Source organism: Candidatus Methylomirabilota bacterium (assembly GCA_036001065.1).
Taxonomy (GTDB): Bacteria; Methylomirabilota; Methylomirabilia; order Rokubacteriales; family CSP1-6; genus MNEF01.
Window position 1 is genome coordinate 16,037 of record DASYUQ010000082.1, and the last position, 25,345, is coordinate 41,381.

Sequence of the window (25,345 nt, forward strand, 5' to 3'; positions counted from 1 at the left end):
CTTCCGTGACTCACGCCCCCGCGTCGTCGCGACGATCCTTCCCTCCCCCATTGCGCCCTAAAAACTGAGGGCCACAGGTCGCTCAACCCGTGGCCCCCGAACTTCAGCCGCCACGGGCCTCGCCTCCTGCCCGTGGCATCCAGCGCGTCTTGTTACTTCGCTGATGCTCCGGGCAGGTCCGGCAGCGCCAGGAGAATCAGGCCCAGCGACAGCATGCGCGAAGTCCGTGACTCCATTGCCGGGTTAGTATACGCGGCCGTGGTGAGAGCCGTCAAGCTCGGGGCGCTCAGCGTGCGCCCTTCGGCTTGCCCCGGGCGCCCGGACCCAGCACCAGCGCCTCGACCGCCACCAGGTGATCGCGCATCGCCTGGGCGGCCGCGGCGTCGTCGCGCCGGCTGATCGCCTCGAGGACGCGACGGTGATCCTGATGCGACCGCGTCGGGCGCCCCGGCGTATTGAGCGATTCCTCGCGGATCTGCGCGAGCAGATCCATGATGGCGTGCACGATGCGGGTGATCGCCTGGTTGCGGGCGGCGGAGGCGATCGCCGCGTGGAACTGCCCGTCCTGCGTGAGCCCGGTGCGCCCGGCCGCGACCTCCTTGGCCTGCTCCGCGAGGATCCGCGCCATCTCCTGCAGCTCGTCGGGCGTCGCCCGGCGGGCCGCCAGGGCGGCGATCGAGGGCTCGAGCAGGCGCCGCGCCTCGAACAGCTCGCCGATGGCCTCGCGCTGCGACAGGATGACCAGGGCCAGGGGCGCGATGAGCGCCTCGACCGAGATCTTCTTGACGAAGGTGCCCTCGCCGGGTCGGACCTCGACCAGCCCCAGGCTCTCCAGCGCCCGCAGCGCCTCGCGCACGGACGTGCGGCTCACGACGAACTTTTCGGCCAGATCGCGTTCGGGCGGCAGCTGATCGCCGCTCTTGAGCCGGCCCTCGGCGATCATCGCCTTGATCTGTCGGACGATCTCTTCGTAGATGCGGATCGACTTGATGGGTTCGATGCCCATCTCCCGCCCCGCCTTGACCGGCCCGCCCCGGCCCTCCGTGTTGGCCATCAGATGTTCTCCGGAATTTTCTTCCTGGCCCGGTGCCCCTGGGCGAACCACCAGCCGAGGACGGTGATGCTGACGCCGAGCAGGATCGGAAGGGCATAGTGGAGGGTGTCGACGACCCCGTCACCGAGCCACTTGTGAACGAGCGGATCCTTGAGGACCATCTCCCCCGCCACGTAGCCGAGGATGCCGCCCCCCAGCCACACGATCCAGCCGTAGCGGTTCATCAGGCGGGCGAGGAGCCCGCTGCCCCAGATGACGATTGGAATCGAGAGCGCGATCCCGAAGATGACCAGGACGAGGTCGCCCCGGGCCGCGGCCGCCACCGCCAGCACGTTGTCCAGGCTCATCACCACGTCCGCAATGATGATGATCCAGATGGCCTCCCACAGCGTCGTGCCCTGGCGCACGTGTCCCTCGGCGCCGGTCTCCTGGCGGACGAGCTTCAGCGCGATCCAGACCAGGACCACCCCACCCAGGAACTGCAGGAGCGGGATCCGGAAGAGAAGCGTGATGATGGTGATGAAGGCCAGGCGCAGGAGCACGGCGCCCAGCGTGCCCCAGATGCGCCCCCAGAACTGCTGGCGCTTGGGCAGCGTGCGGACGGCCAGGGCGATGACCAGGGCATTGTCGCCGGCCAGCGTGAGGTCGATGATCACGATGCTGAGCCAGCGCGCCCAGAATTCGGGATCGAGCAAGAATCCCATTCAGGTGCCTCCGCTCATCGTCGCGCGACCGTGCTCAGGTCTCGCGCGGCGCCGGGGCGGCGGCGGGGAGCCCCCGCAGGCGCCGCCACCAGGGCGTGATGGCCGGCAGGAGGAAGAAGAAGATCGCCACGGCCGTGATCGCGCCCGCGATCGGCCGGGTCAGGAAGATGGTCAGCGAGCCCTGCGACATGATGAGGCTCTGGCGCAGCGCGTTTTCGGCGAGGTCGCCGAGGACGAGGGCCAGCACCAGCGGGGCCAGGGGGTAGTCCAGCTTCTTGAAGACGTAGCCCACCACGCCGAAGATCAGCATGTACCAGATGTCGATCATACTGTTGTGGACCGCGTAGGACCCGATCGCGCAGACGATGACGATCAGCGGGGTCAGGATCGCGAAGGGGATCCTGAGGATCGCGGCAAAGAAGGGCACGAACGCCAGCACCATGAGCACGCCGATCACGTTGCCGGTGTACATGCTGGCGATCAGGCCCCACACGAACTCCGGATTGTCGACGAACAACATCGGGCCCGGCTGCAGCCCCCAGATGATGAGTCCGCCCAGCATCACCGCCGCCGTCGGCGAGCCCGGGATGCCGAGCGTGATCATCGGCAGCATGGCCGCCACGCCGGCGGCGTGGGCGGCGGTCTCCGGGGCCACGATGCCCTCGATCTCGCCCTTGCCGAACCGCTCGGGGTTCTTGGAGAAGCGCTTGGCGAACGCGTAGCTCATGAACGAGGCGGGGGTGGCCCCGCCGGGCTTGAACCCCATCCAGAAGCCGATGACCGAGCCGCGGATGAACGTCCGGTAATAGCGCGGTAGGATCTTCCAGGTGTCGAGCACCACCCGGAGGTTCATGGCCGTTCTGGCACCCTGGAACTTCAGCCCTTCCTCCACTGAGAGGAGGATCTCGCCGATCCCGAACAGGCCGATGACGGCCACGATGAAGTCGAACCCTTTCATGAGGTCGGTGAAGCCGAAGGTCAGCCGCAGCTGACCGGTCACGATGTCCAGGCCGACCGAGGCCAGGATGAACCCGATGAGAATCGAGGCCAGCGACTTCAGCGGGTTACCACCTCCCAGGCCCACGAAGCTCGAGAACGTGAGGAACTGGATGGCGAAGAACTCCGGCGGACCGAACTTGAGGGCGATCTCGGCCAGGATGGGGGCGAAGAACGTGATCAGCACGATCGAGAAGAAGGCCCCCACGAACGACGAGGTGAAGGCAGCCGTCAGGGCCTGCCCGCTGTGGCCCTGCCGGGCCAGGGGGTAGCCGTCAAACGTGGTGGCCACCGACCACGGCTCGCCGGGAATGTTGAAGAGCACCGAGGTGATGGCACCGCCGAAGAGGGCGCCCCAGTAGAGCGAGGTCAGCAGAATGATCGCGGAGGTGGGCGGCATCGTAAAGGTCAGGGGCAGCAGAATGGCGACGCCGTTGGCGCCGCCCAGTCCCGGGAGGACCCCAATGATGGTGCCGAGGGTGATCCCGACGACGGCGATGAAGAGGTTGGTCGGCGTGATGGCGACTTGGAAGCCGAGGAGAAGGTTCTCCAGACCCACCGGTCAGTACCCGAACCAGTCCTCGACCGGTCCCTTAGGCATCGGGACCAGAAACCATTTCTCGAAGATGAAGAAGGTGATGACGGGGACGACGATGGAGAGCGCCACGACCGCCCGCCAGTCGTGGCGTCCCACCCACCGCATGTAGAAGCCCAGATAGAACGCCGCCGCCACGTACAGCCCGAGCCCGGTGAGCGGGCCGGGCGGATCGGTGAGCACGATGAAGCCGGCCACCGGCAGCAGCACCTTGAGCACCGGGCGGAGCCGCTCGCGGGTGACGAACGCCTTGGCCGGGCCCCGTACCAGCGCCTGGAGGAAGACCCCCAGCGAGACGCCGATCAGGGTCACCGCCAGCCAGAACGGGAAGAACCCGCTCTGCGGACCCTCGAGTCCCCACCCGACGCCCAGCCGGGCGGCGTCGTAGAGCACGACGCCGCCCAGCAGGGCCAGGACGGCCGCGACGACCAAGTCGGCAAGCCGCATGCTACTTCTTGATTAGCCCGCCCTTCTCCATCAGCTCCTTGTGGAGCTGCTCGGCGCCCTCGACCCACTTGACGTACTCGGCGCCGGTGGCGAACGCGCCCTTGAGCGCGCCCTTGTGCAGGTAGTCCTGGAAGTCCTTGGTGTCGTACACCTTCTTCAGGAAGCCGACGTACCACTGGACGGCGTCCTTGGGCATGTCCGGCGGGCCGAAGATGCCGCGCAGCATGTTGTACTGGATGTCGAGCCCCAGGGCCTCCTTCACCGTCGGGATGTCCTTCCAGTCGGGATCGGGAATGCGCTCGGGGTCGAAGACGGCCAGCGGCCGGACCCGCCCGGCCCTCCAGTGGCTCACGCACTCGATGGGGTTGTTGACGGTCGAGTCCACGTGCTTGCCAACCAGGTTGACGCACACCTCACCGCCCCCCTTGAACGGCACGTAGGTGAACTTCAGCCCCAGCGCCTGCTCGACCTGGACCGTGATGATCTGGTCCTCCTGCTTGGAGCCGGTGCCGCCCATCTTCATGCCCGGGCTCTGCTTCACCGCCGCGACGTACTCCTTGGCGCTCTTGTAGGGCGTCTCGGCATTGACCCATAGGATGAACCGGTCGAGCGCCAGACGGGCGATCGGCGTGTAGTCGCGCCAGCTGAAGGGCGTCCCGGTGGCCAGGGGTGTCGTGAACAGGTTCGACAGCGTGATGATGATGGTGTGGGCGTCGCCCTTCTTCTCCTTCACGTGCACGAAACCCTCGGCGCCTGCTCCTCCCGACTTGTTGACGACGATGAGCGGCCGCGGCGAGAGCTTGTGCTTCTCGGCCAAACCGGCGATGAGCCGGGCCATCTGGTCGGCGCCGCCGCCGGTCCCGGCGGGGATGACGAACTCGATGGGCTTGGTCGGCTCCCAGGCCTCGGCCGGCGGCGCGGCCACGAGCAGCACGAGGAGGGGGAGCCAATTCAGCGGGATGCGGGCGCTGTGTGTCATGACGGTCCTCCTAAGTAGTGCGACGAGTTACCGATAAAACACGGCGGGACCGGACGCCGTTCCGCGCCCGGCCCCGCCGGTGACCGAAGCAACGACCACGCTCTCGAGGCTACTTGGCTACGAGGGCGGCCTTGGTGGCTTCCAGCCGCTTGAACGGCACCACGCCGGGAATCTCCCACTTGTCCCACATCTCGTCGACCTTGGCCTGGAAGTAAGCGAGGTCCTCTTCCGTGAAGTGAGCGAACCGGCCCTGCTTGAGGAGGTACTCCCGGACGGGCTTGCGCTTGCGACCCTCGATGATGGCCTTGGTCTTGCCGTAGTACCTGAGCACGCCGTCGTCGACCTCGTAGAGCGGGAAGATGCCGGTCTCGATCGCCAGCTCGCCCAGCTCGTGGGAGAGCATCGGATCGTAGTCCCAGCCCTTGGGGCAGGGGTCGAGGGAGTGGATGAAGGTCGGGCCGCCGATGGTCAGCGCCCGGCGCACCTTGTTCATCATCTCCACCGCGAACGAGGCGCAGACGGTGGCCACGTAGCGGCACTCGGTATGCCCCGCCGCCAGCATGCCGGCGACGTTCTTCTTCCAGCGCGTGTGGATGATGCGCTTGACCGAGCCGGGCGGGCTGAACGTCGTGTGGGCCCCGTAGGGCGTCATCCCCGACAGCTGGATGTCGGTGTTGGCGTAGGACTCGTTGTCGTACAGCAGAATCAGGCAGTTGTACTCCTTGTGAGTCAGCGTCGCCGAGATGCCGTTGAGGCCCATGTCGGCGCCGCCGCCGTCGCCGCAGAACGCGATCACGTTGATCGGCTCCGACTTCATCTTGCCCTTGTGCATGAGCGCCTTGAGGCCGGCGGCGGTCCCCAGGGCGGCGGCGCCGGAGGAGCCGAGCTGCGTGTGCATCCACGGCACCACCCAGGGCGTCGTGTAGTACGTCGTGTTGGCGACGTACATGCAGCCGGTGGAGCCGAGCACGATCGTGCGCGGGCCGGCCGCCTTGACCATCAGCTTCATGACCAGCGCGGACTCGCAGCCCTGGCAGGTCCGATGGCCCGACGTGAAGTATTCCTCGATCGTGACCTTCTTGATGCCCTTGAAGGCCTCGAGCACCTGTGTCGCGTTGGTGAACGTCGTCTCCGGCATGTGCCTCTCCCTATTCTCGAACGCCGAGCCAGTGGGTCTTGGTGTCCGACTTGCCGGTCTTGGCGGCATTGTAACAGAGGTCCGTCACCTTATAGACGTCCTCCAGTGTCACCTCGCGGCCACCGAGACCGCAGATGAAGGAGAGCAGCGGCGGGCGCGTGGGCGCGTTGTACATCGCCGCGCGGATCTCGTTGGCCACCACGCCCGAGCCGAACGGCGAGCCGAACGAATAATCGCGGTCGATGACGCCGATCGTGCTCGCCTTCGACAGCGCGGCGACCAGCCGGTCGGTCGGGAATGGTCTGAACCACCGCAGCCGAACCAACCCCACCTTCTTGCCCTGGGCGCGCATGTTGCGGATCCCCACCTTGATGGGCAGGGAGATCGTGCCCATGCCGACCAGGATGATCTCGGCGTCGTCGGTCATGTACTCCTCGAACCACGGATTCTCGGGGCCGCGGCCGAACACCTTGCGGAAGTCGGCGTAGGCCTCCTCGATCACGGTGACTGCCCGCGCCATCGCCTCGTTGTTCTGCCGCCGGATTTCTATGACCCAGTCCTCGTTGGCCTGCGGCGCCACCGTGATGGGGTTGTCCGGGTGCAGCAGGAGGTCACCGCGGTTGTAGGCCGGCAGGTACCGCTCGACCTTCGCCTTGGGCGGCACCAGCGTCAGCGCCTGCGAGTGCGTGAGGAAGGCGCCGTCGGCCGAGATGGCCAGGGGCAGGAACACGCGGCGGTCCTCGGCCACGCGGTAGCCGATCAGGGTGGTGTCGAGGGCCTCCTGGGAGCTGTCGATCCACACCAGCATCCAGCCCAGGTCGCGCACGAACAGGGCGTCGTTGTGCTCCACGCCGAAGGCGCCCGGATCATCGAGCGCCCGGTTGCCCACCATCGCCACCATCGGCACCCGCAGGGGCGGGGTCACCACCAGGCACTCCATCGCGTACGCCCAGCCCACGCCCGACGAGCCGCAGAACACGCGCGCGCCGACGGTGGAAGCGTGCTTGACCACCTCGAACTGGCTGTGCTCGCCCTCGGCCACGATGTACTCGGCCACCAGCTGACCGTTGGCGATCTTCTTGGCGATGGCCTGCATGACGGTGTCGTAGGGCCGGATCGGATAGGCCGTGACGACGTCGATGTCGGCGAGGGTCAGGGCCTCGGCGATCGCCTCGCTTCCCGAGATGAGGAGTTCCCTGTCTTCCGTTACGGCCGGAGCCGTCTTTGTCGCAACCGCCATCGCTCGTTCGCCTCCTGTGTCGCGCCGCTAGATGGTCTTGTGCTTGGCGTTCTCGCCCGGAATCCCCGCGGTGATCTCCGCGCCGCCGGCGTCGAGGTCCGTCTTGACCTCCTCCTCGTACTGGCCACGGAACCGGAACCCGTGGGAGCGCACCGTCGCCTTCTTGTTCGTGATCTTGTCGGTGAGCCAGGTCTTGTAGGCGGTCTTGTCGTTCCGCCACATGTCCCACTGGCTGGCGTTGTCCTCGAAGACCGCTTCGTTGACCATGGTGATGCAGTTCTCCACCGGGCAGACGGCCTCACACACCCCACAGCCGCAGCAGGCCTCCATGTTGGCGTCGAAGGTGCCGTCGGGCATGACGTCGAAGCACGAGTCCGGGCAGGCGATCCAGCAGAGGTTGCACTTCACGCAGGTGTCGAAGTCGACCACCGGGCGCATCGTGCGCGTGCTGAACTTCTTGAAGTAGGGGTTCCGCTCGGGGACGTAGCCCTTGCCGCCCTCCTTCGGCTTGCCGATGGGGATGGCTGGAATCGTGACGCCCTCGCGCATCTCCCACCAGCGCGGAAACTCGAACGCGTACGGGACCTCGGGGTTGCCCTCCCCGGGCTGAACCCGGCGCGCCTCCAGACGCTCGTAGGCCTTGCGGACGGAGGCCACCTTGAGCTCGGAGCCCCACTCCATCTCCCCAATGGCCTGGCAGACCCCGTCGAGGGTGAGGAACGACGGCGCGATCTTGGCCAACGCGCCGAGGATCCGGACCTCAGTGTGGTCCTCCTTGTAGACCCAGAGCCCCGAGAACGACGCCCTGGCGCGGATCACGGCGAGCGTGTAGGGCTCGTCCTTTTTATGGATGTCCCGCAGGAGATCCTCGAAGGGCTGCAGCGACGTCATGAGGAGCGTGCCGTCGGGGAGCGTCAGCCGGTTGATCGGCTGCAGCCCGTACCACGCCCACGACTCGACGCCCTTGGCCAGCGTGTCGTCGACGCAGATCGTGACGTCCACGTGCTTGGGCTCGTAGCGAGCCATGTTCTGCTCGAGCTCTTCCTTGGTGTCGGCGACGATGGCGAAGTCCTTGGCGGGAACGCCGTTGCGCTGCGGACTGTCTCCGTAGCGGCCGAAGGCGATGCCCCAGCGCCCCGATTTGCGCGCCGACAGCACGATGCCGCGCGTGATGCGCGACGCCAGGTTCTTCTGGAAAATCCCGCGGTAGACGACCTCGCAAATCAACGCCGACATGCGTGCTCCTCCTCGACCGACAGGCTTCCGGGGAAAGGACTGGTCCGCTGGTCTGACCAAACTATGCGGTGGGCCACACCGCTTGTCAAGCGCTTTGTCTCTACTGAACCTTGCTCAAGAACCCGGTCACGGCCGCCGTGAAGGCCTCGGGCTGCTCGATGTTCGACAGATGCGCGGCCGCGGGGATGATCGTCAGCTCGGAGCCCTTGATCTGCCCGTGGATCGCGCGCGCGGCGGCCACGGGCGTTCCCTGGTCCTCTTCCCCCACGATCACCAGCGTCGGCAGCTTGATAGCGCCGAGGCGGTCGGTCAGATTGAGCGCGGCGATCGCATGGCAGCAGCCGGCGTAGCCGCGCGGGTTGGTCTTGCGGATCATGGCGGCCACGCGCTCGACCACGTCGGGCCGGCGCTGCCGAAACGCCGGCGTGAACCAGCGGCCGAGGGTCGGCTCCACCAACGGCTCCATGCCTTTGGACTCGGCGGTGCGGATGCGCTCCTCCCACATCGGCTTGGCTTCCGGCGGTACGCGGCTCGAGGTGTCGGCGAGAACGAGGCTCAGGAACCGGCCGGGCGCCTTCAGCGCGAGCGTCTGCCCGATCATCCCACCCATCGAGAGGCCGATCCAGTGCGTCTGCTGAATGCCGAGCGCATCGAGTAGTCCCCGCGCATCGTCGGCCAACTGCTCGAGCGAGTAGGCGCCGGCCGGGGCGTCGGTGGCGCCGTGGCCGCGCGTCTCGTACCGCAGCACGCGGAAGCGCGGCGTCAGCGCTGCCTGCTGCGGGTCCCACATCGTCAGATCCGTGGCGAGCGAGTGGCTGAGCGTGAGCACGGGCGCCGCCGCGGGGCCCTCCAGCGTGTAGTTGATGGCGATCCCGTTCGCGGTGATCTTCATGGGCTGTCCTCCCGGAAGAGGGTGGATTGATGCCGGCACGACCCCGGGATCTTATCCCGGCAGCCGTGGCGCGGGAAAGGCCCGACTCAGCGCGGCGCGCGCGCGGTCAGCCACGCCACCACTTCCTCAGCATGCCGGTCGGGGGGAAACACCGGATAGAAGACCTCTTCGATGCGGCCATCCCGGAGGATGAGCGTCAGCCGCTTGATGAGTGTCATCCCGTCGACGTCGAACGTCGGCCAGCGCAGCGCGCGGGCGAGGCGCAGGTGAGCGTCGCTCAGGAGTGCGAAGGGCAGGCGTAACCGCTCGACGGCCTCGCGCTGGTAGTCCGTCTCCTGGGTGCTGAGGCCGAAGACCCGGGCCCCCACCGCCTGCAGTTCGGCGTGGTGGTCCCGGAAATTACACGATTCCGGCGTGCATCCTCTCGCGCCCGGGATCTCGTTCCACCCCCGCGGAGGCTCGCGGTCGGGACGACCGGTCCGCGGGTAGCAATACACCACCGTTGTCCCGGCCAGAGAGGCGAGGTCGACCGCGCGGCCGTCCGTCGAGGGCAGCAGAATCGAGGGTACCGGAAGCCCGGGAAGATGCGCGCAGGCAGCATCGTCGACGGGGACCGGCAAGTCCCTGGGCAGCTCGTACACGTTGTCGGACCTGGCCATCAGCGCTTCCGTGGAGCGCGACCGACCGACGCCAGTCGGACCATCTCGCAGAAGTAGTGGTGGACGGCGGAGTCATCGGTCAGCTCGGGATGGAACGTCGCCACCAGCACCGTCCCCTGGCGCGCCATCACGGGGTCCTCGCCCTGGCGCGCCAGCGCCTCCACCTCCGGCCCCAGGCGCCGGATGCGCGGAGCACGGATGAAGACCATCTCGATGGGCGTGGGCTGCCCATCCAGCACTGCTGTCCCTGGGGCCTCGAACGATTCCCGCTGGCGGCCATAGGCGTTCCGTTCCACGCCCACGTCGATGAACCCGAGGGAAAACTGCCGCGGGTTCGCGACGTCCCGCGCCAGCACGATCAGCCCGGCGCAGGTGCCGAAGATCGGCCGCCCCTCGGCATGGAACTTCTCGAGTGCGGGCACGAAGTTCCACTCCTCCATCAGATGCAGCAGCGTCGTCGATTCGCCGCCCGGGATGATCAGGCCATCCAGGTCATCCAGCTCCTCGGGCTTGCGCACCTCCACTGCGGTGGCACCGCAGCGCTCGAGCGCCTGGCGGTGCCGCACGAAATCGCCCTGGAGCGCGAGCACTCCGATCTTCATGGCTCCGACCTACCCCCCGCCCCTTTCTTCGGCTCGCCTCGGGCGCAGGGGCCCCAGCCCCTGGGCGCCCTGCGGCTCGCACGCCCTCACTCAGGCTCGCCTCGCCGCGTGCGTCGCCGAGCCTCCGCATCCGCGTCTCGGCTCGCACTACCATCCGCGCGTTTGCAGCAGCTCCTCTTTCGTCAGCTTGGAGGTCTCCAGCCCCACCATGGCCTCGCCCAGCTCCTCGCTGACCCGGGCCAGGACGTCCGGATCCTTGTAGTGCGTGGTGGCCTGGACGATGGCCTTGGCCCGCTTGGCGGGGTCGCTCGACTTGAAGATGCCCGAGCCGACGAAGACCGCCTCGGCGCCGAGTTGCATCATCAGTGCCGCGTCGGCGGGCGTGGCGATGCCCCCGGCCGAGAAGTTTGGGACGGGCAGCCGCCCGTGCTTGCCCACCGAGCCGATCAGCTCGTAGGGCGCGCCCAGGTTCTTGGCCTCCGTCATCAGCTCCTCGGGCCCGAGCGTGGTCAGCCGCCGGATCCCGGTGGTCAGCGCGCGCATGTGGCGCACCGCCTCCACGATGTTGCCGGAGCCGGCCTCGCCCTTCGTGCGGATCATGGCCGCGCCCTCGCCGATGCGGCGGAGCGCCTCGCCCAGGTCGCGTGCCCCGCAGACGAACGGCACCCGGAACGCGAACTTGTCCACGTGGAAGTGCTCGTCGGCCGGCGTGAGGACCTCGGACTCGTCGATGAAGTCCACCCCGAGCGATTCCAGAATTTGGGCCTCCACGAAGTGACCGATCCGGCACTTGGCCATCACGGGGATGGTGACGGCGCTCTGGATCTCCTTGATCTTCTTCACGGAGGCCATGCGCGCCACGCCGCCCTCCCGCCGGATATCGGCGGGCACGCGCTCGAGCGCCATCACGGCCGCCGCCCCCGCCTCCGCGGCGAGCTTGGCCTGCTCGGCATTCGTCACGTCCATGATGACCCCGCCCTTGAGCATCTCGGCGAGGCCGATGTGCTTGCGATCGGCGATGCGCAATCCGTTCAGCTCCGTCATATCGTGTCTCCTTACGCCGTTGTGCGGCTGCGTTTCCCCGCTCACCTCAGACCAGCGGCACCGCCACGCCCTCCGCTCGCGGTCGCGACGCCGGGCGCTTCAAGCTGTCTTTGACCACCTCGGCCAGCCGCCGGATCCCCTCGTCGATCCGCGCGGCGGGCACCGACGAAAAGGACAGCCGGAGCGTGCGCTCGCCGCCGTCCACGAAGAAGGCGGCCCCCGGCGTGAACGCCACCCCGCGCTCGATGGCGCGCGAGAGCAGAGCCGCGGCGTCGAGCCCGGGCGGCAGAGTCACCAGCAGCGAGAACCCGCCCTGAGGCTCGGTCCAGGTCACGCCCTCCGGCAGGCGCCGCTGGAGCGCTCCCACCAGCAGCGAGCGCCGCCGGCCGTACTCGCGGGCGACGCGGGCGACGTGACGATCGAGCAGCCGCCGCTCGCAGAACCGGTGGACCGCCGCCTGGAGCAGCGCGCTCGTGTGCAGATCGGCGAGCTGCTTGGCGGCGGCGAGCCGCTCGATGACGAGCGGCGGCGCCAGCAGCCAGCCCAGGCGCAGCCCCGGGAAGAGGATCTTGGAGAACGTCCCGATGTAGATCACGAGCCCGTCGTGGTCCTGCGCCTTGAGCGGGCCCGGCGGCCGGTCGCCGTAGTAGAGACTGGGATCGAAGCCGTCCTCCACGATCGGCACCTGATGGCGCGCCGCCGCGGCCAGCAGCCGGCGCCCCGTCTCCGCGCCCATGGCCAGACCCGTGGGGTTGTGGGAGGTCGGCTGGCAGTAGAAGAGCTTCGGCGCCTGACGCTCGAGCAGCCGTTCGAACACGTCGGCCTGGGGCCCGTCCGCCTTCCAGGGCACGGTGAGGAGCTGGGCCCCGAACGCGCGAAAGACCTGCACGGCCCGCGGATAGGTCGGCTGCTCGATCGCGACGAAGTCGCCGGGATCGACGAGCGTGCGGGCGATCAGGTCGAAGCCCTGCTGCGAGCCGTTGACGATCAGGATCTCGTCCGATCGCGCCTCGAGCCCGAAACGCAAGAGATACGTGGACAGGTACCGGCGCAGAGGGGCATAGCCCGCCACCGGCGAGTACTGGAGCAGCGCCTCGCCCTCCTCCCGCACCACCTCGTTGAGGGCCCGCCGAAAGGCGTCGGTCGGGAAGAGGCCGCTGTCGGGCATGCCGCCGGCGAAGGAGATCACCGTCCCCGCCAGCCCGTTCGGCGGCACCAGCGCCCGGCGGCGATTGTCCTCGGTCTCGACGATCCGGGCGCTGCGCGAGAAGAGCCCCGACCAGTCGATGGGGGGCCGCGCGGCGCTCTCGGGAGCGGCCGGCCGGCCGCGGTCACCGGCGCGCTCGGCGATGAAGGTGCCCTGCCCCACGTGGGACCGCGCGGCGCCCGAGGCCACCAGCTCCTCGTAGGCGAGCACCACGGTCGCGCGGTTGACGCCCAGGTCCCGGGCCATCTCCCGCGTGGCCGGCAGCTTGACCCCCGGGAGCAGAAGGCCGTCGCGGACGAGCCGCTCCAGGTGCGCCTGGATCTGGCGGGCCAGCGGGACCGGCTTGCTGCGGTCTAGCGCGATCTGCATAGGTCGCCTCGACCAACCATTTTCGGCCAAAAATCAACCCGGTCAAGCGCCAATTGGTCTACCTGGCGACCGACCAAATCGGGCACCGTATAATGGTCGCGCGTTAGAGATCCCCCCAGCCAGGAGGCGATTCGATGGCAGAGATGAAGGAGTTCGCAGGTCTGTACTACCGCGAAGGCGCGCTCGACCCCAAGACGATGCAGCTGGTGGCGCTGGCGGCGATGGCGGCCGCCGGCTGCACCTCCTGAGTGCCGGGACGCTTCGCGGCTGCGAAGCAAGCCGGCGCCACCGAGGACGAGATCAGCGAGGCCCTCTACTACGCCATGCGCGGGGCGGCCCGGGCGACCTGGTCGACCATCAAGTACATCCCCGGCGTCGAGGACCTCAACAAGGAGTGGAAGACGAAGTTCGAGCGCCATTCGAGCAAGTAGGCGCCTGACCTGGGGCGGCGCGGGGTCCTGGACGCGACGCTGACGGACCCTGCTCCGCCTCGGGCGCTCATCAAGAAGGTCGCCACCAAGGCGCTCGAGGAAGGAGACCGCCATGGCGGGTGAGGCCCCCATCCGGCAGGCCGTGAAGTGGATCGACGAGCATCTCCTCGACAACCCCAAGGCGGATCGGGTGAAGCTCATCGACGAGGCATCGCGCCGCTTCGACCTGTCGCCGCTGGACCAGGACTTCCTCATGCGCCACCTCGCCGAGCGCGCCAGGGACAAGAAGTGAACGGTCGGCACGGCCAGCGCGTCCGCGAGCAGTTCGGCCCCAGCGCCGAGGCCTATGTGGCGAGCGTCTCGCACGCGGCCGGCGCCGACCTCGAGCAGTTGCTGACCTGGGGCCGTGCCCGGCGGCCCGCGCGCGTGCTCGACGTCGCCACCGGCGGCGGCCACACCGCGCTGGCCTTCGCCGGCCTGGCCACGCGGGTCGTTGCCTTCGATCTCACCGAGCCGATGCTGCGAGCCGCGCGCGAGTTCATCCGGGGCCGGGGCGTGGGTAACCTCGCCTACGTGGCCGGCGACGTGGAGGCCCTGCCCTTCCGGCCCGGCGCCTTCGCCGTGGTCACCTGCCGGATCGCCCTCCACCACGTCGCCAACCCCGCCGCCGCCATCCGCGAGGTCGCGCGCGTGCTGGCCCCCGGCGGCTCGTTCCTCGTCCAGGACATCCTGGGGCACGACGATCTAGAAATCGCCACCTTCATCACCGAGGTGGAGCGCCGGCGGGATCCCTCGCACGTGCGCGCCTACCGCGCGCGGGAGTGGAAGGCGTTCCTGCGGGGCGCCGGCCTGACGGTGATCGACGAGACGGTCCTGACGAAGGTCCGCCTCTGGGACGACTGGACGGGGCGCATGCGCATGACGCCAGATGCCCTCCGCGCTCTCGAGGGGTTCGTCCGCGCGGCCCCGGAGCGTTGCCGCGCCGCGTTCGACTTCAAGCTCACCGACACAAGCGTGGAGTCGTTCACCGACCGCATGCTCCTGCTGCGGGCAGATCGGGACTGAGTCGCCCCGGCGACCACACTTGCCGTCCGGCCGGACGACAGAGCACACTGGTGGTCGTGGGACAGTTCAAGGTCACTTTGAGGCTGTATCCGAGAAGTGACGGCGCCGCCAGGGATTTCGATGCTCTCGTAGATTCCGGCGCCGCCTACTCGGTGGCTCCCCGTCCCCCTCCTGGAGGCTCTGGGTTGCCGTCCGCTCCGGACCCAACGCGTCGTGATGGCAGACGGGCGCATCGAAGAGTGGGGGCTGACACAGCTCGAGATCGAGTGTCAGGGGCGTCGAGCGACCACTCCGATACTGATGGGACCGCCCGATAGCCCGGTGCTCCTCGGCGCGACGACGCTCGAGGAGCTCGGGCTTGGGATGGACCCGCTCAACCGCCGCCTGATCCCTGTCGACGTGTATCTGGCCTGACGGGGGGGCGGAGGTGGACGAGGGTGGCGCCGCGGCCGCCGCGCTCGGGCGGAGCGTCAGCGTAGCTGGCCACCAGCGGATGCCGGGCCAGGAGGGATTGCACGATCGCGCGCTGCACGCCGATCCCCCGCCCGTGAATGAGTCGCACCTCGCTGAAGCCCCGGGCCCGGGCGGCTTCCAGGTACTCCTCCACCACCGAGGCGATGTCGCGCGGCGCGAAGGCGTGCAGGTCGAGGGAATCCTCGATGGGAATCCGGACGGGCTCGTCCGGGGTCACGGCGAGGTTTCGGAGGGGGCCGTAACGTCCGCCCCCTCCGAATTTAAATCCGCACGCCCCCCGCCGCGTGCTGCTGCCAGTGCTGGAAGCTCGAGAGATCCTCTCCCGAGAGCCTGCACTGTCAGAACGTCGCCGCGCGCTCGAAGAAGGCCACGTCGACCATGCCGACCTGCTCCGCGCGAGCGGTCTCGGCGACCTTCTGGGTGACCATCTGGCGCACGAAGGGAATCGGGATCCGGCCCAGGCGGTGGATGACCTCCTCGGTGCAGCGGATGCGCGTGCCCGGGAGCACCGGCCCCCCGGACGCCGCCATCTCCCCGTCGGGAGCGTGCTCGCACGTCTCGGGCACGAGCTGCTGCAGGCGCAGCGACACGTACTCGGTCACCCATTGCTGGATGCTCGCCTTGGCCGCGTCGATGCTCACCGAGGCCAGCGACGCCTCCAGGCGCGCCAGCCGAGATTCCAGGGCCGCCAGCCGCTGAGCGAGGCTATCGTCCATCGGCCGTCATGCTAACACGGGCCGCCGCGCGTGCCAGTCGGTGGCCCGCTGGTAGGCGTCGGCGACCCGAAGGACGGTCGCCTCGTCGAACGGCCGGCCCACGAACTGCATGCCGATCGGCAGTCCCGCGGTCGAGAACCCGCAAGGCACCGAGCAGGCCGGATGGCCGGAGAAGTTGAAGGGCCGTGTGAGGCGGATGAGGGCCGAGCGCACGTCCGTCGTTCCGTCACCGAGGGTGGCCTCCGTCTGGCCCAGCACCGTCGCCGTGATCGGCGTGGTCGGGGCCAGGAGCACGTCGCGCCGGGCCAGCGCGCCGTCGACCTCGGCGCGGACGAGCGCGCGCATCTGCTGGCCGCGCACGTACTGCAGGCCGGTGACGAAGGCGCCCATCCGGAGGCGCTCGCGGACGTCGGGCTGGTAGTCGGCGGCACGCGTCCGCATCCACTCGGCGTGGTAGGCCAGCGCCTCCGAGGCGACGATGGCGAACGACGCCGGCGCCACGTGCGGCATCGACTCCAGATCGACCTCGTCCAGCGTGGCGCCGAGCTTCTCCAGCGCCTTGGCCGCGCGCTCCACTGCCTGCCTGACCTCGGGCGCGGCGCCGTCGAGAAAGAACTTCTTCAACAGGCCCACGCGCAGCCCCTTGATCTCGCCCGTCAGCGCGCCGACGTAGTCGGGGACGGGCAGGACGCTGGTGGAGGTGTCGAGCGGGTCGTGCCCCGCCAGGCATCGCAGCATGAGGGCACAGTCCGCGGCCGTCCGCGCCATGGGACCGACGTGGTCCATCGACCACGCCAGCGGTAGCACGCCCGCGCGGCTGGCGCGCCCATAGGTCGGCTTGAGACCGGTGATGCCGCAGAGCGAGGCCGGGATGCGGATCGACCCGCCGGTGTCTGACCCCAGCGCAGCCGCCACGAGCCCGGCCGCCACGGCGACACCCGAGCCCGACGACGAGCCGCCGGGGATCCGGGCCTGCGCCGCGTCCCACGGATTGCGGGCCTGACCGTAGTGAGCGTTCAGCCCCTCGGGCCCGTAGGCGAACTCGTGCATGTTGAGCTTGCCCAGCACGATCGCCCCCGCCGCCCGCAGCCGGGCGACGACCGTGGCGTCCTCCCGGGGTACGAAGTCGGCCAGGATCTTGGAGCCGCCCGTCGTCCGCACGCCCGCCGTGTTGAACAAATCTTTCAATCCGATCGGCACGCCGTGAAGCGGCCCCGCCGGCCGCCCGGCGACGAGTTCCGCCTCGGCCTGCCGCGCCGCGCTCAGCGCCTCGTCGGCGCACACGGTGATGAAGGACCGCAGGGAGCGGTCGAGCGCGGTGATGCGGTCGAGGTGCGCCCGCACCGCCTCCACCGGCGAGACCGCCTTGGTGGCGATCATGCGGGCCAGGTCCGCCGCCGACGCCCAGCAGAGATCGGCCATCTCAGAGCACCCGGTACTGCGTGGTGGGCTCCACGTCGCCCAGCGGCAGCCGCTCCAGGCGCGCGAGGCTCTCCAGCGCGCGCTCGACGGCGCCCCGGATCGCCTCCAGCTCGGCGTCGCTCCAGTCGAACCCGGCCAGCTGGGCCGAGCGCCGGAGACTGTCGAGGGAAACCGGCGTCGTCATGCCGGGAGAATACCGGCAGGCGCGGCCGGAGGCAAGGCTCGAGCGCCGAGCCACGTGCGCTACAATCGGGGCACGTGGCCGTCTCGCTGACCATCCTCGTCGATCCCCGCGATCCCGCGGCGCGGCGCACTCTGACGGCGCCCGCCGGCACCACGGTGCTCAAGGCCGCCCACGCGGGCGGCGTGGACATCACCGCGACCTGCGGCGGACGCGGCCGTTGCACCTCCTGCCGCGTGAAGTTCGTGACCGGCACCATCCCTCCGCCCAGCCTCGCCGACGAGGTGCAGCTCGGGGACGATCTCGTCCGCGAGGGTTATCGCCTCGCCTGCCAGTGCCGCCTGGAGGAGGCCGTGACGGTCCAGGTGGCGCCGCCGGTGGAGGAGCAATCGTTCCAGATCCTGGGGGCCGGTCCCGGCGTCACCCGCGCCAGCGGGATCACCATCGACGCGGGGATCGCCAAGCAGGTCGTCAAGGTGTCGCTGCCGCGCGAGGAGCACCACCAGACCTCGGACGTCGAGGAACTCGTCGCCGCGGTCGGTCTCGAGCCGGGCGACGTCGGCCCGGGCGTGCTGGCCACCCTGCCGGCGGCGTTGAGGGACGACGGGGGCACCGTCACGGTGACGACCTTCGGCCGGCGGGTCCTCGCCGTCGAGCGCGGCGACACGTCCGCGATGAAGTTCGGGCTGGCGATCGACATCGGCACCACCAGCGTCGTCACCACGCTGGTCGAGCTGGAGTCCGGCGAGCAGCTCGGCTCGGTCTCGAGCCTGAACCCCCAGGCCGTGTTCGGGGGCGACCTCATGTCCCGCATCGCCTTCGTCCAGTTCAATCCCGGCAACCTGCGCAGGCTCACGACGCGGATCGTGGGTCTGCTGAACCAGCACATCGCCGAGGTGGGACGCGAGGCCGGCGTGCTGCCCAAGTGGATCTACAAGGCCGTGGTCGTGGGCAACACCTGCATGCACCACCTGCTACTCGGCATCGATCCTTCGTGGGTGGGGCTGGCCCCCTACGCCCCGGTCATGCGCCACGCGCTCGTCGTGCCCGCGCGCGAGCTCAACCTCAAGATCGCGCCGGAGGCCCGCGTGTGCCTGCTGCCGCTGGTGGCGGGCTTCGTCGGGGCCGACGCGGTCGGGGTGGCGCTGGCGACCCGGATCTACGCGAGCGCCGAGGTGCGGGTCGCCGTGGACATCGGCACCAACGGCGAGGTGATCCTCGGCTCGCGGGAGCGTCTGTGGGCGTGCTCGGCGCCCGCCGGCCCGGCGCTGGAGGGCGCGCAGATCCGTCACGGCATGCGCGGCGCGCTGGGCGCCATCGACCGCGTCGCGGTGGACGACGACATCCGCGTGCACACGATCGGGGAGGTCGACGCCCTGGGGATCTGCGGATCCGGTCTCATCGACCTCCTGGCCGGCCTGCTGGAGGCCGGCGTCATCGACGCGACCGGCCTCATCCGCGTGGAGGCGCGCGACGCGCTGCCTCCCGGGCTGCGCGACCGGGTGGTGATGCGGGGCGAGGAGCGCCAGGTGATCGTGCTGCGGCCGGGGGAGGCGGGCGCCGGGCGCGAGATCGTGCTCACCCAGGACGATGTCCGCCAGGTGCAGCTGGCCAAGGGCGCGATCGCCTCCGGGGTCGCCATGCTCCTGCACGTCGCCGGCGTCAGGCCCGACCGGCTGGTCGAGCTGATGCTGGCGGGCGGCTTCGGCAACTACATCTCGATCTCGAGCGCGCTGCGCATCGGGCTCATCCCACCGCTGCCGCCCGAAAAGGTCCGCTACGTGGGCAACGCGGCCTCGCTCGGCGCCCAGCTCGCGCTGCTCAGCGAAGCCGAGCGGGCGCGGGCCGCGGAGATCGCCGGCCGCATCGAGCACGTCTCGCTGGCCGCCCATCCGGACTTCGAGCAGATCTTCGTGGAGTCCATGAACTTCCCGTCCCGATGACGACGCGCGCGACGACCCCCCGGCTGAGCGCGGCCATCGTGGGCGCCGTCGCGGGCCCGCTGACGCACGAGATCGACGCCCGCTGGCTCATGGCTTACGCGGCGGCCCTCGGCGAGGAGGGTCCGCGCTACTACGACACGGCGGCGCCCGGCGGTCCTCTGGCCCATCCGATCTTCCCCGTCTGCTACGAGTGGCCGCTGGCCCAGGCCATCCGGGCCCGGACGATCGGCGAGGCGATTGCGCCCTTGGGCGTCCACGCGAGCCACCACCTGACGATTCATCGGCCGCCCCGCGCCGGCGACCGGCTCTCGACGACGGCGCGCGTGGTCGCGCTGAGCCGGCGCCGGGCGGGGGCCCTGGTCGTGGTGAGGTTCGAAACCGTGGACGACCGCGGCCGCCCCGTGACCACGACGCTCTACGGCAGCGTGTACCGTGGCGTCCACGCCGAGGCGGAAGGCGGCGAGCCGCTGCCCCCCATCGAGCCCGCGACGGAGAATCCTGACGCGGTCAGGTGGGGTTCGCCGGTCCAGGTCGCCGCCCAGGCGGCGCACGTCTACACCGAGAGCGCCCGCATCTGGAATCCGATCCACACCGACATCGCCGCCGCGCGGGCGGCGGGGCTGCCCGGGCTGATCCTGCACGGAACGGCCACGCTCGGACTCGCCGTGTCACGCGTCATCGGCCGCGACCTGGGGGGCGACCCCGCCGTGGTGCGCGGGGTGGCGGCGCGCTTCACCGGCATGGTGCGCCTGCCGTCCACCTTCGTGGTCCACGGGCGCGACCGCCTTGCCGACCGCGTGGGGTTCGACGCCGTCGACGCCGGAGGGCGCGCCGTTCTCAGCGAGGGAGCCCTGTGGCTGTGAAGCCAATGAGCCGCCGCGAGCGCGTCCAGGCCGCGATCACCCGGCAGCCCGTGGACCGCGTGCCGTACGCGGTGTGGCGGCACTTCCCCCAGGTCGACCGCAACCCGGCCGGTCTGGCCCAGGCCACGCTGCGCTTCCACGAGCGCTACGGCTCCGACTTCATCAAGATCACGCCGAGCGGCGGATACGCGGTGCAGGAATGGGGCTGCGTCGAGGCCGAGGAGGTGCTGCCCGACGGCCACCGGGCCTGCGCGAGCTGCGCCGTCCGGGGCCCGGAGGACTGGAAGAAGATCCGCCCGCTCGATCCCGCAACAGCGGCGGGGTACTCCCAGCAGATCGAGACGATCGTCCGCATGGGCTTCGATCGGAGAATCGGCGACGCCCCCGTCGTGCCCACGCTCTTCTCGCCGCTGTCGCTGGCCCGGAAGCTCTCGGGCGATCGCCTGAGCTCGGATCTGCGCGAGCACCCCGCGCTCGTGAAGGACGCGCTCGAAGCGATCACCGAGACGCTGATCCGGTTCGCCGACCTGGCGCTGACCGAGGGCGTCTCCGGCATCTTCTACTCGATCCAGGCCGCCAGCCGGAGCCTTTACACCGAGGCGGAGTACGCCGAGTTCGGCGAGCCCTACGACCGCCGCCTGCTCCAGTCGGTGCACGGCCGCTCGGCGCTCACGATCATCCACGCCCACGGCGATCAGCTCATGTTCGCGCCCCTGGCCCGCCTGCCCGGGCACGCGTGGAACTGGGACGACCGCGCGACACCCCCGTCGCTCGCCGAGGGCCGGGCGCTGGTGCCGGGGGCGGTGATCGGCGGGCTCAATCAATGGAAGACCCTCTGCGACGGCACGCCCGAGCAAGCCGTGGCCGAGGCGCAGGACGCGATCGCTCAGACCGGCGGCGTCGGCCTTATCGTCGGGCCCGGCTGCGTGCTGCCCACGGGAACGCCCGACCCCAACGTCGCCGCCGTGGTGCGCGCGCTCGGCGGCCCGCTCAAGCGCGTGCCGGGCGCCACGGTGTGAACCAGCGACCTTTGGGCACTCGGCATGATCCGACCGGTGCGCCAGGCGCCTCTAAGCGAGCCTCAAGCCATCAGGTCCGTGATCCTCATAATTGCGACTACGTTCCCGTCATTGAACGCTTGCTCTTTTGTGCCCTTCCCGCAAGTCCAGACATGGTCCTTTTTGGCCGTAAAGGTCTTGCCGTCTTGCACGAGCCGAAGCTCTCCTTCGGTGATATGGCAGACCATGGCATCCTTCATCGGGTTACCGGCAGTCTTCGATCCCGGCTGCATGATGATGTCACGCATCGAGACACTCTTAAAGCCAGAGATGATGGCTGGTCCCTCGCCATAGACACGCTGCACGACACCGGGTGCCAACGTCGTGTCCTTGCCGACAGTCTTGTACATGGTTTGCGAAGCTGCGGGCTTCACCACAGCGGCCGAAGCGGCTATGAATCCGAATAATGCCAAAGCTGATCTCCGATCAAGTTTGTCCATCGAGCTCCTCCGCGGTTGGCGTTCGGAAACCACCGAACGGTGGCGATGCGCCTTTCTCCAGCCTACGCTGCGAACGTGAATTGGCTCCCCGTGCTTTTCGAAGACGCTAGCACACTTCGTCCTGGAGCTGAGACGTATTATTCAAGTTCTAGACTTACGGGAAAACGAGGTGGGATGCGGTCGCGCAAAGGCCGGCGCAGGAAGAGGTGAGCCGAGACGAGCAACAACCGGCGACGGTGCCGGAACGATAACCTTCCTGCTTGGTCCTCGCTTTGGCACGGCCCTGCTCACCGTGCTCGCCCGCGACCTGATCCGCACGATCGAGCCCGCGCAGCTCCCCACCCTTGTTGCTGTGCTCGTTAGCGTTGCCGCTGTTGTCCGCGTCGCCCTTCTTCGCTGGCTTCCGGTCGCCTCGCTTGGCGTCCGACTTCTTCGCGTCAGAAGTAGCCTCGCTTTTGTCGTCCTTCGTGTCCTTGACGGCTTCGCCACCCCGGCCAGCAGGAGGACCTGCGAGTGTCGGTACAGTCGACGCCACGAAGAACGCCACTGCGACTGCCAGCGCCAGTGCACAAGAGGAGGCCTACTTCCCGACGTTGAAGCGGATGTGGCAGATCTCGCCGTCGCCGACGATGTAGTCCTTGCCCTCGAGCCGGAGCTGGCCTCTGGCCCGCACCTCTGCGAACGACCCCTGGGCCGCGACCAGCTCGTCGTAGCCCGTGACCTCGGCCCGGATGAAGCCGCGGGCCATGTCGGAGTGCACGGTCCCCGCTGCGTCCTGCGCGCGCGTGCCCCGGGGGATCGCCCACGCCCTCACCTCGTCGTCGCCGACCGTGAAGAACGAGATCAGGCCCAGGAGCGCGTAACAGTCGCTCAGGAGGCGGCGGATGGCCGGCTCCGTGAGGCCCAGGTCGGCCAGAAAAGCCTGCTGCTCGTCGCCGGCGAGCCGGGCCACCTCGGCCTCGATCACCGCCGACACCCAGCCCACCCGGGTGTGCGGGCGTGAGGTGAGCCCGCCGAGCCCGAACCGCTCGACGACGCGCTCGCCCTCGCCGACAGCCTTCTCGTCCAGGTTCACGCAGTGCAGGATCGGCTTCTGCGAGAGGAAGGTGAAGCCCCGCACCACCCGGGCCTCGTCGGCCGACAGCTCGAGCGCGCGGAGCGGCGTCGCGGCCTCCAGGGCCGCCTGGAGCTTTTTCAGAATCTCCTGCTCCCGGACCTCGGCGTCGGTGCGGCGCTTCTTGATGGAGGACTCCAGCCGGACCAGGCGGCGCTCGACGACCTCGAGGTCGGCGAGGATCAGCTCGGTCTCGAGATCGTCGATGTCGCGCCGCGGATCGGGCGCGCCGAGCGCGGGGTCCGGGAAGGCCCGCACCACGTGCAGCAGCGCGTCCGCGTTCCGGAACTCCTTGGTCTCCAGCCCCGCCCGCTCCCCCTTGGCGATCCCGGCCAGGTCCACGACCTCGAAGCTCGCATACGTCGTCTTCCTGGGCTGGAACAGCGCGCTCAGCCCGTCCACGCGGGGGTCCGGCACCCGCGCGATGCCCGTGTGGAGCTCCCCGCGCCCCGTCTCGTAGCGCGAGGTGGGGACGGTGGAGCCGGTGAGGAGGTTGAACAGCGTCGTCTTGCCGCTCTTGGGCAGTCCGATCAGGCCGATCTTCATGTGTGCGATTATCGCACCCGGTGAGCTACGTCCCGATAGACCTCCGCGGCGCCGCGCTGGCGCTGCTGGCTTCCCTGTTCTGGGGCGTCAACCCCATCGCGATCAAGATCGGGCTCGAGGACGCCCCGCCGCTCCGCCTGGCCGCGATACGCTTCCTCGTCGGGGGCATCATCATCCTCGGATGGGCGTGGATCACCGGCCGCCTGGCCGGCTTGCGGATCGCGCGCGAGGAGTGGCGGCCGCTGAGCGTCCTCGGGGTGATGCTCACCGCCCAGATCGCCTCGATGAACATCGCCACCGGGCTGACCAGCGCCGCCCACGTCGCCATCATCCTGAACCTCTACGCGGTCCACTTCGTCGTTCTCGCCCACTTCCTCATTCCCGGCGATCGGCTGTCCCTGCGGCGGCTGGCCGGCGTGCTGATCGCCTACGCGGGCATCGCCCTGCTCTTCGGCCGCGAGGCGGGCGGCGCCCCCACCCTGCTGGGCGACGGGATCATGTTCCTGAGCGCGCTCCTGCTCGCCGAACGCACCGTCTACATGGCGCGGGCCGTACAGACGTTCGACCCGGTCAAGATCCTGCTGGCCCAGGCGGTCATCGGCGTGGTGCTCCTTTTTCTTATGTCGCTCCTGTTCGAGCCCGGGGCCACGCGGTGGACCACCCGGCTGGCCGGCTCGATCGCCTTCCAGGGCGCGATCGTGTCCGGCTTCAACTTCGTCGTGAACCTCTGGCTGCTCAAGCGCTACCGGCCGAGCGCGCTGGCGGCCTTCTTCCTGACCCAGCCGCTCTTCGGCGTCGTCGCCGCCGCGCTCTTCGCCGGCGACGCCCTCACCCTCGATCTGCTCGTCGCCAGCGCCGCCGTCGCCGCCGGCATCGGGCTCACGAGCCGGTGAACGCCAGCCGTTTCCCGTCTCAGGGCAACCCTCAGTATCTATGACCCTCACCGATCTGTGCTTGCAGGAGCCCGCACCCCCGTCTCCGGGCGTCCGAGCTACCAGCGTCCGCCAGACTTTGCCGGCGCCGCACTCCCGGGCGACTACCGGGCTCCATGCCTCCAGTGCGGCGGATCGGTAACAGTACTCGCCCAGACGTTCGTTGACAGGGTGTGGACCTTGCAAGCCGGCCTCGCCCCTGAGGTAGGGGCGGACCTCAATAGCCGTGAGGACCCTCTGGAGTAGAATCGGCACATGAAGCCAGACCCTGCAAAGCTCTTGGAGGAAGCTCTGAAGTTGTCGCCCGAGGCACGGGCTGCGCTCGCGGCCTCGCTGTTGGAAAGTCTGGAGGAGGGCGTCGACGAGGGCGCAGAGGCTGCGTGGGCGGCGGAGATAGCTAAGCGCATCCGAGAACTAGACTCCGGGGCAGTTACGCCAGTCCCGTGGCCTGAAGCTCGCCGCATGATCCTAGGCCGGTAGTGCCGGGCGGGCACCCCTGGGTTCATCCCGAGGCGATCGGGGACGCCCGCGCTGCACGCGAGTGGTATTACGCTCGGAACGCCGAGACGGCTGAGGCGTTTATGGCGGAACTTGATCTGGCGATCGAACGAATCGAGGATGCGCCACGCCGGTGGCCACCCTACCTCGGCGATACGCGTCGATACCTGCTCCGCCGATTTCCTTTCTTCGTTGTGTTCCGCGAGGTCGAGAACCGCGTCCAGATTCTGGCCGTCGCTCACGCGCGACGCCGGCCCGGATATTGGCTTGGGCGGTAGCGGGTACACGCTCAATCTAACGCCGCTTCAGCGGACCGAGAACCTCCCGGTATAATCGCTCGAGATGCCGACCAAGCCCTCGAAGACGCTGGAGGTCGTGCCGAACCCGCACCCGGACCGGGACTACGAGGTCAGCATGACCGCGCCCGAGTTCACGTGCCTGTGCCCGATGACCGGCCAGCCCGACTTCGCGACCATCAGGATCCGCTACGTCCCCGACCA

The 25,345-nt window shown here is 69.1% G+C and carries 30 protein-coding genes; 10 read left to right on the forward strand and 20 right to left on the reverse strand.

The annotated features are described in order from the left end of the window. Nucleotides 1-286: 286 nt before the first annotated feature. The 13 genes from VGV13_07365 to VGV13_07425 all read right to left on the reverse strand — a co-directional run bounded on the left by VGV13_07365 (nucleotide 287) and on the right by VGV13_07425 (nucleotide 13,162). Nucleotides 287-1,054 (reverse strand): FadR/GntR family transcriptional regulator, encoded by a 768-nt coding sequence (locus tag VGV13_07365; protein HEV8640898.1) that lies wholly within the window; start codon nucleotides 1,052-1,054, stop codon nucleotides 287-289. Beyond that, complete coding sequence (locus VGV13_07370; protein HEV8640899.1) at nucleotides 1,054-1,758, reverse strand: TerC family protein; 705 nt, start codon at nucleotides 1,756-1,758, stop codon at nucleotides 1,054-1,056. Before VGV13_07370 ends, VGV13_07365 begins: the two co-directional genes overlap by 1 nt. 34 nt (nucleotides 1,759-1,792) lie before the next feature. Further along, a complete protein-coding gene (locus VGV13_07375; GenBank protein ID HEV8640900.1) occupies nucleotides 1,793-3,313 on the reverse strand; it encodes a tripartite tricarboxylate transporter permease in 1,521 nt (506 codons plus the stop codon). A 3-nt stretch (nucleotides 3,314-3,316) separates the two neighbouring features. Next, the gene (locus tag VGV13_07380) at nucleotides 3,317-3,796 is read right to left on the reverse strand and encodes a tripartite tricarboxylate transporter TctB family protein (protein HEV8640901.1); all 480 of its coding nucleotides are present in this window, start codon (nucleotides 3,794-3,796) and stop codon (nucleotides 3,317-3,319) included. Nucleotide 3,797: 1 nt separating this feature from the next. Further along, nucleotides 3,798-4,775: a tripartite tricarboxylate transporter substrate binding protein gene (locus tag VGV13_07385; protein HEV8640902.1), complete on the reverse strand. Its 978-nt coding sequence runs from the start codon at nucleotides 4,773-4,775 to the stop codon at nucleotides 3,798-3,800. A gap of 109 nt (nucleotides 4,776-4,884) precedes the next feature. Next, complete coding sequence (locus tag VGV13_07390; GenBank protein HEV8640903.1) at nucleotides 4,885-5,913, reverse strand: thiamine pyrophosphate-dependent enzyme; 1,029 nt, start codon at nucleotides 5,911-5,913, stop codon at nucleotides 4,885-4,887. 10 nt (nucleotides 5,914-5,923) lie between these two features. Further along, nucleotides 5,924-7,153: a pyruvate ferredoxin oxidoreductase gene (locus VGV13_07395; GenBank protein HEV8640904.1), complete on the reverse strand. Its 1,230-nt coding sequence runs from the start codon at nucleotides 7,151-7,153 to the stop codon at nucleotides 5,924-5,926. Between the two features lie 27 nt (nucleotides 7,154-7,180). Continuing rightward, entirely contained in the window at nucleotides 7,181-8,389 is a 1,209-nt protein-coding gene (locus VGV13_07400; GenBank protein HEV8640905.1) for a 4Fe-4S dicluster-binding protein, read from the reverse strand. A gap of 100 nt (nucleotides 8,390-8,489) precedes the next feature. Further along, nucleotides 8,490-9,281, reverse strand: coding sequence for a 3-oxoadipate enol-lactonase (gene pcaD / locus VGV13_07405; protein ID HEV8640906.1), 792 nt, complete (start codon nucleotides 9,279-9,281; stop codon nucleotides 8,490-8,492). Nucleotides 9,282-9,367: 86 nt separating this feature from the next. Then, a complete protein-coding gene (locus VGV13_07410) occupies nucleotides 9,368-9,940 on the reverse strand; it encodes a peroxiredoxin (protein ID HEV8640907.1) in 573 nt (190 codons plus the stop codon). Continuing rightward, entirely contained in the window at nucleotides 9,940-10,542 is a 603-nt protein-coding gene (pdxT, locus tag VGV13_07415) for a pyridoxal 5'-phosphate synthase glutaminase subunit PdxT (GenBank protein ID HEV8640908.1), read from the reverse strand. Before pdxT ends, VGV13_07410 begins: the two co-directional genes overlap by 1 nt. A gap of 147 nt (nucleotides 10,543-10,689) precedes the next feature. Next, the gene (gene pdxS / locus VGV13_07420; protein HEV8640909.1) at nucleotides 10,690-11,586 is read right to left on the reverse strand and encodes a pyridoxal 5'-phosphate synthase lyase subunit PdxS; all 897 of its coding nucleotides are present in this window, start codon (nucleotides 11,584-11,586) and stop codon (nucleotides 10,690-10,692) included. A gap of 46 nt (nucleotides 11,587-11,632) precedes the next feature. Then, entirely contained in the window at nucleotides 11,633-13,162 is a 1,530-nt protein-coding gene (locus tag VGV13_07425) for a PLP-dependent aminotransferase family protein (protein HEV8640910.1), read from the reverse strand. A gap of 134 nt (nucleotides 13,163-13,296) precedes the next feature. Here VGV13_07425 and VGV13_07430 point away from each other — a divergent pair, with 134 nt between their 5' ends. From VGV13_07430 to VGV13_07445, 4 genes are all read left to right on the forward strand, one after another. Beyond that, on the forward strand, nucleotides 13,297-13,410 hold the full coding sequence (locus VGV13_07430; protein HEV8640911.1) for a carboxymuconolactone decarboxylase family protein: 114 nt from the start codon (nucleotides 13,297-13,299) through the stop codon (nucleotides 13,408-13,410). Next, the gene (locus VGV13_07435) at nucleotides 13,411-13,593 is read left to right on the forward strand and encodes a hypothetical protein (protein HEV8640912.1); all 183 of its coding nucleotides are present in this window, start codon (nucleotides 13,411-13,413) and stop codon (nucleotides 13,591-13,593) included. Nucleotides 13,594-13,705: 112 nt separating this feature from the next. Beyond that, entirely contained in the window at nucleotides 13,706-13,885 is a 180-nt protein-coding gene (locus VGV13_07440) for a hypothetical protein (GenBank protein ID HEV8640913.1), read from the forward strand. Then, the gene (locus VGV13_07445; protein HEV8640914.1) at nucleotides 13,882-14,658 is read left to right on the forward strand and encodes a class I SAM-dependent methyltransferase; all 777 of its coding nucleotides are present in this window, start codon (nucleotides 13,882-13,884) and stop codon (nucleotides 14,656-14,658) included. Before VGV13_07440 ends, VGV13_07445 begins: the two co-directional genes overlap by 4 nt. Before the next feature lie 373 nt (nucleotides 14,659-15,031). On the opposite strand, the gene VGV13_07450 is transcribed toward VGV13_07445, so the two are convergent. From VGV13_07450 to VGV13_07465, 4 genes are all read right to left on the reverse strand, one after another. Further along, on the reverse strand, nucleotides 15,032-15,349 hold the full coding sequence (locus VGV13_07450; GenBank protein ID HEV8640915.1) for a Smr/MutS family protein: 318 nt from the start codon (nucleotides 15,347-15,349) through the stop codon (nucleotides 15,032-15,034). Nucleotides 15,350-15,470: 121 nt separating this feature from the next. Then, nucleotides 15,471-15,848: a hypothetical protein gene (locus VGV13_07455; GenBank protein HEV8640916.1), complete on the reverse strand. Its 378-nt coding sequence runs from the start codon at nucleotides 15,846-15,848 to the stop codon at nucleotides 15,471-15,473. 6 nt (nucleotides 15,849-15,854) lie between these two features. Then, on the reverse strand, nucleotides 15,855-17,270 hold the full coding sequence (locus VGV13_07460; GenBank protein ID HEV8640917.1) for an amidase: 1,416 nt from the start codon (nucleotides 17,268-17,270) through the stop codon (nucleotides 15,855-15,857). Between the two features lies 1 nt (nucleotide 17,271). Continuing rightward, the gene (locus VGV13_07465) at nucleotides 17,272-17,454 is read right to left on the reverse strand and encodes a hypothetical protein (GenBank protein HEV8640918.1); all 183 of its coding nucleotides are present in this window, start codon (nucleotides 17,452-17,454) and stop codon (nucleotides 17,272-17,274) included. A 74-nt stretch (nucleotides 17,455-17,528) separates the two neighbouring features. Here VGV13_07465 and VGV13_07470 point away from each other — a divergent pair, with 74 nt between their 5' ends. From VGV13_07470 to VGV13_07480, 3 genes are read left to right on the forward strand one after another with little or no spacing between them, the layout of a single operon-like run. After that, a complete protein-coding gene (locus VGV13_07470; GenBank protein ID HEV8640919.1) occupies nucleotides 17,529-19,394 on the forward strand; it encodes an ASKHA domain-containing protein in 1,866 nt (621 codons plus the stop codon). Next, nucleotides 19,391-20,257, forward strand: a complete 867-nt coding sequence (locus VGV13_07475; protein HEV8640920.1) for a MaoC family dehydratase N-terminal domain-containing protein — start codon at nucleotides 19,391-19,393, stop codon at nucleotides 20,255-20,257. Before VGV13_07470 ends, VGV13_07475 begins: the two co-directional genes overlap by 4 nt. Further along, complete coding sequence (locus tag VGV13_07480) at nucleotides 20,248-21,276, forward strand: uroporphyrinogen decarboxylase family protein (GenBank protein ID HEV8640921.1); 1,029 nt, start codon at nucleotides 20,248-20,250, stop codon at nucleotides 21,274-21,276. The genes VGV13_07475 and VGV13_07480 overlap by 10 nt, the downstream gene beginning before the upstream one ends. Nucleotides 21,277-21,338: 62 nt before the next feature. Here VGV13_07480 and VGV13_07485 read toward each other — a convergent pair whose 3' ends face one another. The 3 genes from VGV13_07485 to VGV13_07495 form a co-directional block, all read right to left on the reverse strand. Then, nucleotides 21,339-21,755: a hypothetical protein gene (locus tag VGV13_07485; protein HEV8640922.1), complete on the reverse strand. Its 417-nt coding sequence runs from the start codon at nucleotides 21,753-21,755 to the stop codon at nucleotides 21,339-21,341. Between the two features lie 154 nt (nucleotides 21,756-21,909). Then, complete coding sequence (locus VGV13_07490) at nucleotides 21,910-22,302, reverse strand: hypothetical protein (GenBank protein HEV8640923.1); 393 nt, start codon at nucleotides 22,300-22,302, stop codon at nucleotides 21,910-21,912. A gap of 33 nt (nucleotides 22,303-22,335) precedes the next feature. Then, entirely contained in the window at nucleotides 22,336-23,415 is a 1,080-nt protein-coding gene (locus VGV13_07495; GenBank protein ID HEV8640924.1) for a DUF933 domain-containing protein, read from the reverse strand. Nucleotides 23,416-23,435: 20 nt separating this feature from the next. Here VGV13_07495 and VGV13_07500 point away from each other — a divergent pair, with 20 nt between their 5' ends. From VGV13_07500 to VGV13_07510, 3 genes are all read left to right on the forward strand, one after another. After that, nucleotides 23,436-24,308 (forward strand): DMT family transporter, encoded by an 873-nt coding sequence (locus VGV13_07500; protein HEV8640925.1) that lies wholly within the window; start codon nucleotides 23,436-23,438, stop codon nucleotides 24,306-24,308. Between the two features lie 518 nt (nucleotides 24,309-24,826). Further along, the gene (locus VGV13_07505) at nucleotides 24,827-25,123 is read left to right on the forward strand and encodes a type II toxin-antitoxin system RelE/ParE family toxin (GenBank protein ID HEV8640926.1); all 297 of its coding nucleotides are present in this window, start codon (nucleotides 24,827-24,829) and stop codon (nucleotides 25,121-25,123) included. 64 nt (nucleotides 25,124-25,187) lie between these two features. Then, the coding region (locus VGV13_07510) for an NADPH-dependent 7-cyano-7-deazaguanine reductase QueF (GenBank protein HEV8640927.1) at nucleotides 25,188-25,345 on the forward strand (158 nt) is incomplete at its 3' end.

What these genes read in the sequence shown, in the direction of transcription:
- VGV13_07390 (HEV8640903.1), bottom strand. Translation starts at nt 5,913, where the DNA reads ATGCCGGAGACGACGTTCACCAACGCGACACAGGTGCTCGAGGCCTTC.
- VGV13_07495 (HEV8640924.1), bottom strand. Translation starts at nt 23,415, where the DNA reads ATGAAGATCGGCCTGATCGGACTGCCCAAGAGCGGCAAGACGACGCTG.
- VGV13_07460 (HEV8640917.1), bottom strand. Translation starts at nt 17,270, where the DNA reads ATGGCCGATCTCTGCTGGGCGTCGGCGGCGGACCTGGCCCGCATGATC.
- pdxT (HEV8640908.1), bottom strand. Translation starts at nt 10,542, where the DNA reads ATGAAGATCGGAGTGCTCGCGCTCCAGGGCGATTTCGTGCGGCACCGC.
- VGV13_07380 (HEV8640901.1), bottom strand. Translation starts at nt 3,796, where the DNA reads ATGCGGCTTGCCGACTTGGTCGTCGCGGCCGTCCTGGCCCTGCTGGGC.
- VGV13_07370 (HEV8640899.1), bottom strand. Translation starts at nt 1,758, where the DNA reads ATGGGATTCTTGCTCGATCCCGAATTCTGGGCGCGCTGGCTCAGCATC.
- pcaD (HEV8640906.1), bottom strand. Translation starts at nt 9,281, where the DNA reads ATGAAGATCACCGCGAACGGGATCGCCATCAACTACACGCTGGAGGGC.
- VGV13_07475 (HEV8640920.1), top strand. Translation starts at nt 19,391, where the DNA reads ATGACGACGCGCGCGACGACCCCCCGGCTGAGCGCGGCCATCGTGGGC.
- VGV13_07365 (HEV8640898.1), bottom strand. Translation starts at nt 1,054, where the DNA reads ATGGCCAACACGGAGGGCCGGGGCGGGCCGGTCAAGGCGGGGCGGGAG.
- VGV13_07385 (HEV8640902.1), bottom strand. Translation starts at nt 4,775, where the DNA reads ATGACACACAGCGCCCGCATCCCGCTGAATTGGCTCCCCCTCCTCGTG.
- VGV13_07410 (HEV8640907.1), bottom strand. Translation starts at nt 9,940, where the DNA reads ATGGCCAGGTCCGACAACGTGTACGAGCTGCCCAGGGACTTGCCGGTC.
- VGV13_07395 (HEV8640904.1), bottom strand. Translation starts at nt 7,153, where the DNA reads ATGGCGGTTGCGACAAAGACGGCTCCGGCCGTAACGGAAGACAGGGAA.
- VGV13_07465 (HEV8640918.1), bottom strand. Translation starts at nt 17,454, where the DNA reads ATGACGACGCCGGTTTCCCTCGACAGTCTCCGGCGCTCGGCCCAGCTG.
- VGV13_07400 (HEV8640905.1), bottom strand. Translation starts at nt 8,389, where the DNA reads ATGTCGGCGTTGATTTGCGAGGTCGTCTACCGCGGGATTTTCCAGAAG.
- VGV13_07425 (HEV8640910.1), bottom strand. Translation starts at nt 13,162, where the DNA reads ATGCAGATCGCGCTAGACCGCAGCAAGCCGGTCCCGCTGGCCCGCCAG.
- VGV13_07455 (HEV8640916.1), bottom strand. Translation starts at nt 15,848, where the DNA reads ATGGACGATAGCCTCGCTCAGCGGCTGGCGGCCCTGGAATCTCGGCTG.
- VGV13_07485 (HEV8640922.1), bottom strand. Translation starts at nt 21,755, where the DNA reads ATGGACAAACTTGATCGGAGATCAGCTTTGGCATTATTCGGATTCATA.
- VGV13_07440 (HEV8640913.1), top strand. Translation starts at nt 13,706, where the DNA reads ATGGCGGGTGAGGCCCCCATCCGGCAGGCCGTGAAGTGGATCGACGAG.
- pdxS (HEV8640909.1), bottom strand. Translation starts at nt 11,586, where the DNA reads ATGACGGAGCTGAACGGATTGCGCATCGCCGATCGCAAGCACATCGGC.
- VGV13_07430 (HEV8640911.1), top strand. Translation starts at nt 13,297, where the DNA reads ATGGCAGAGATGAAGGAGTTCGCAGGTCTGTACTACCGCGAAGGCGCG.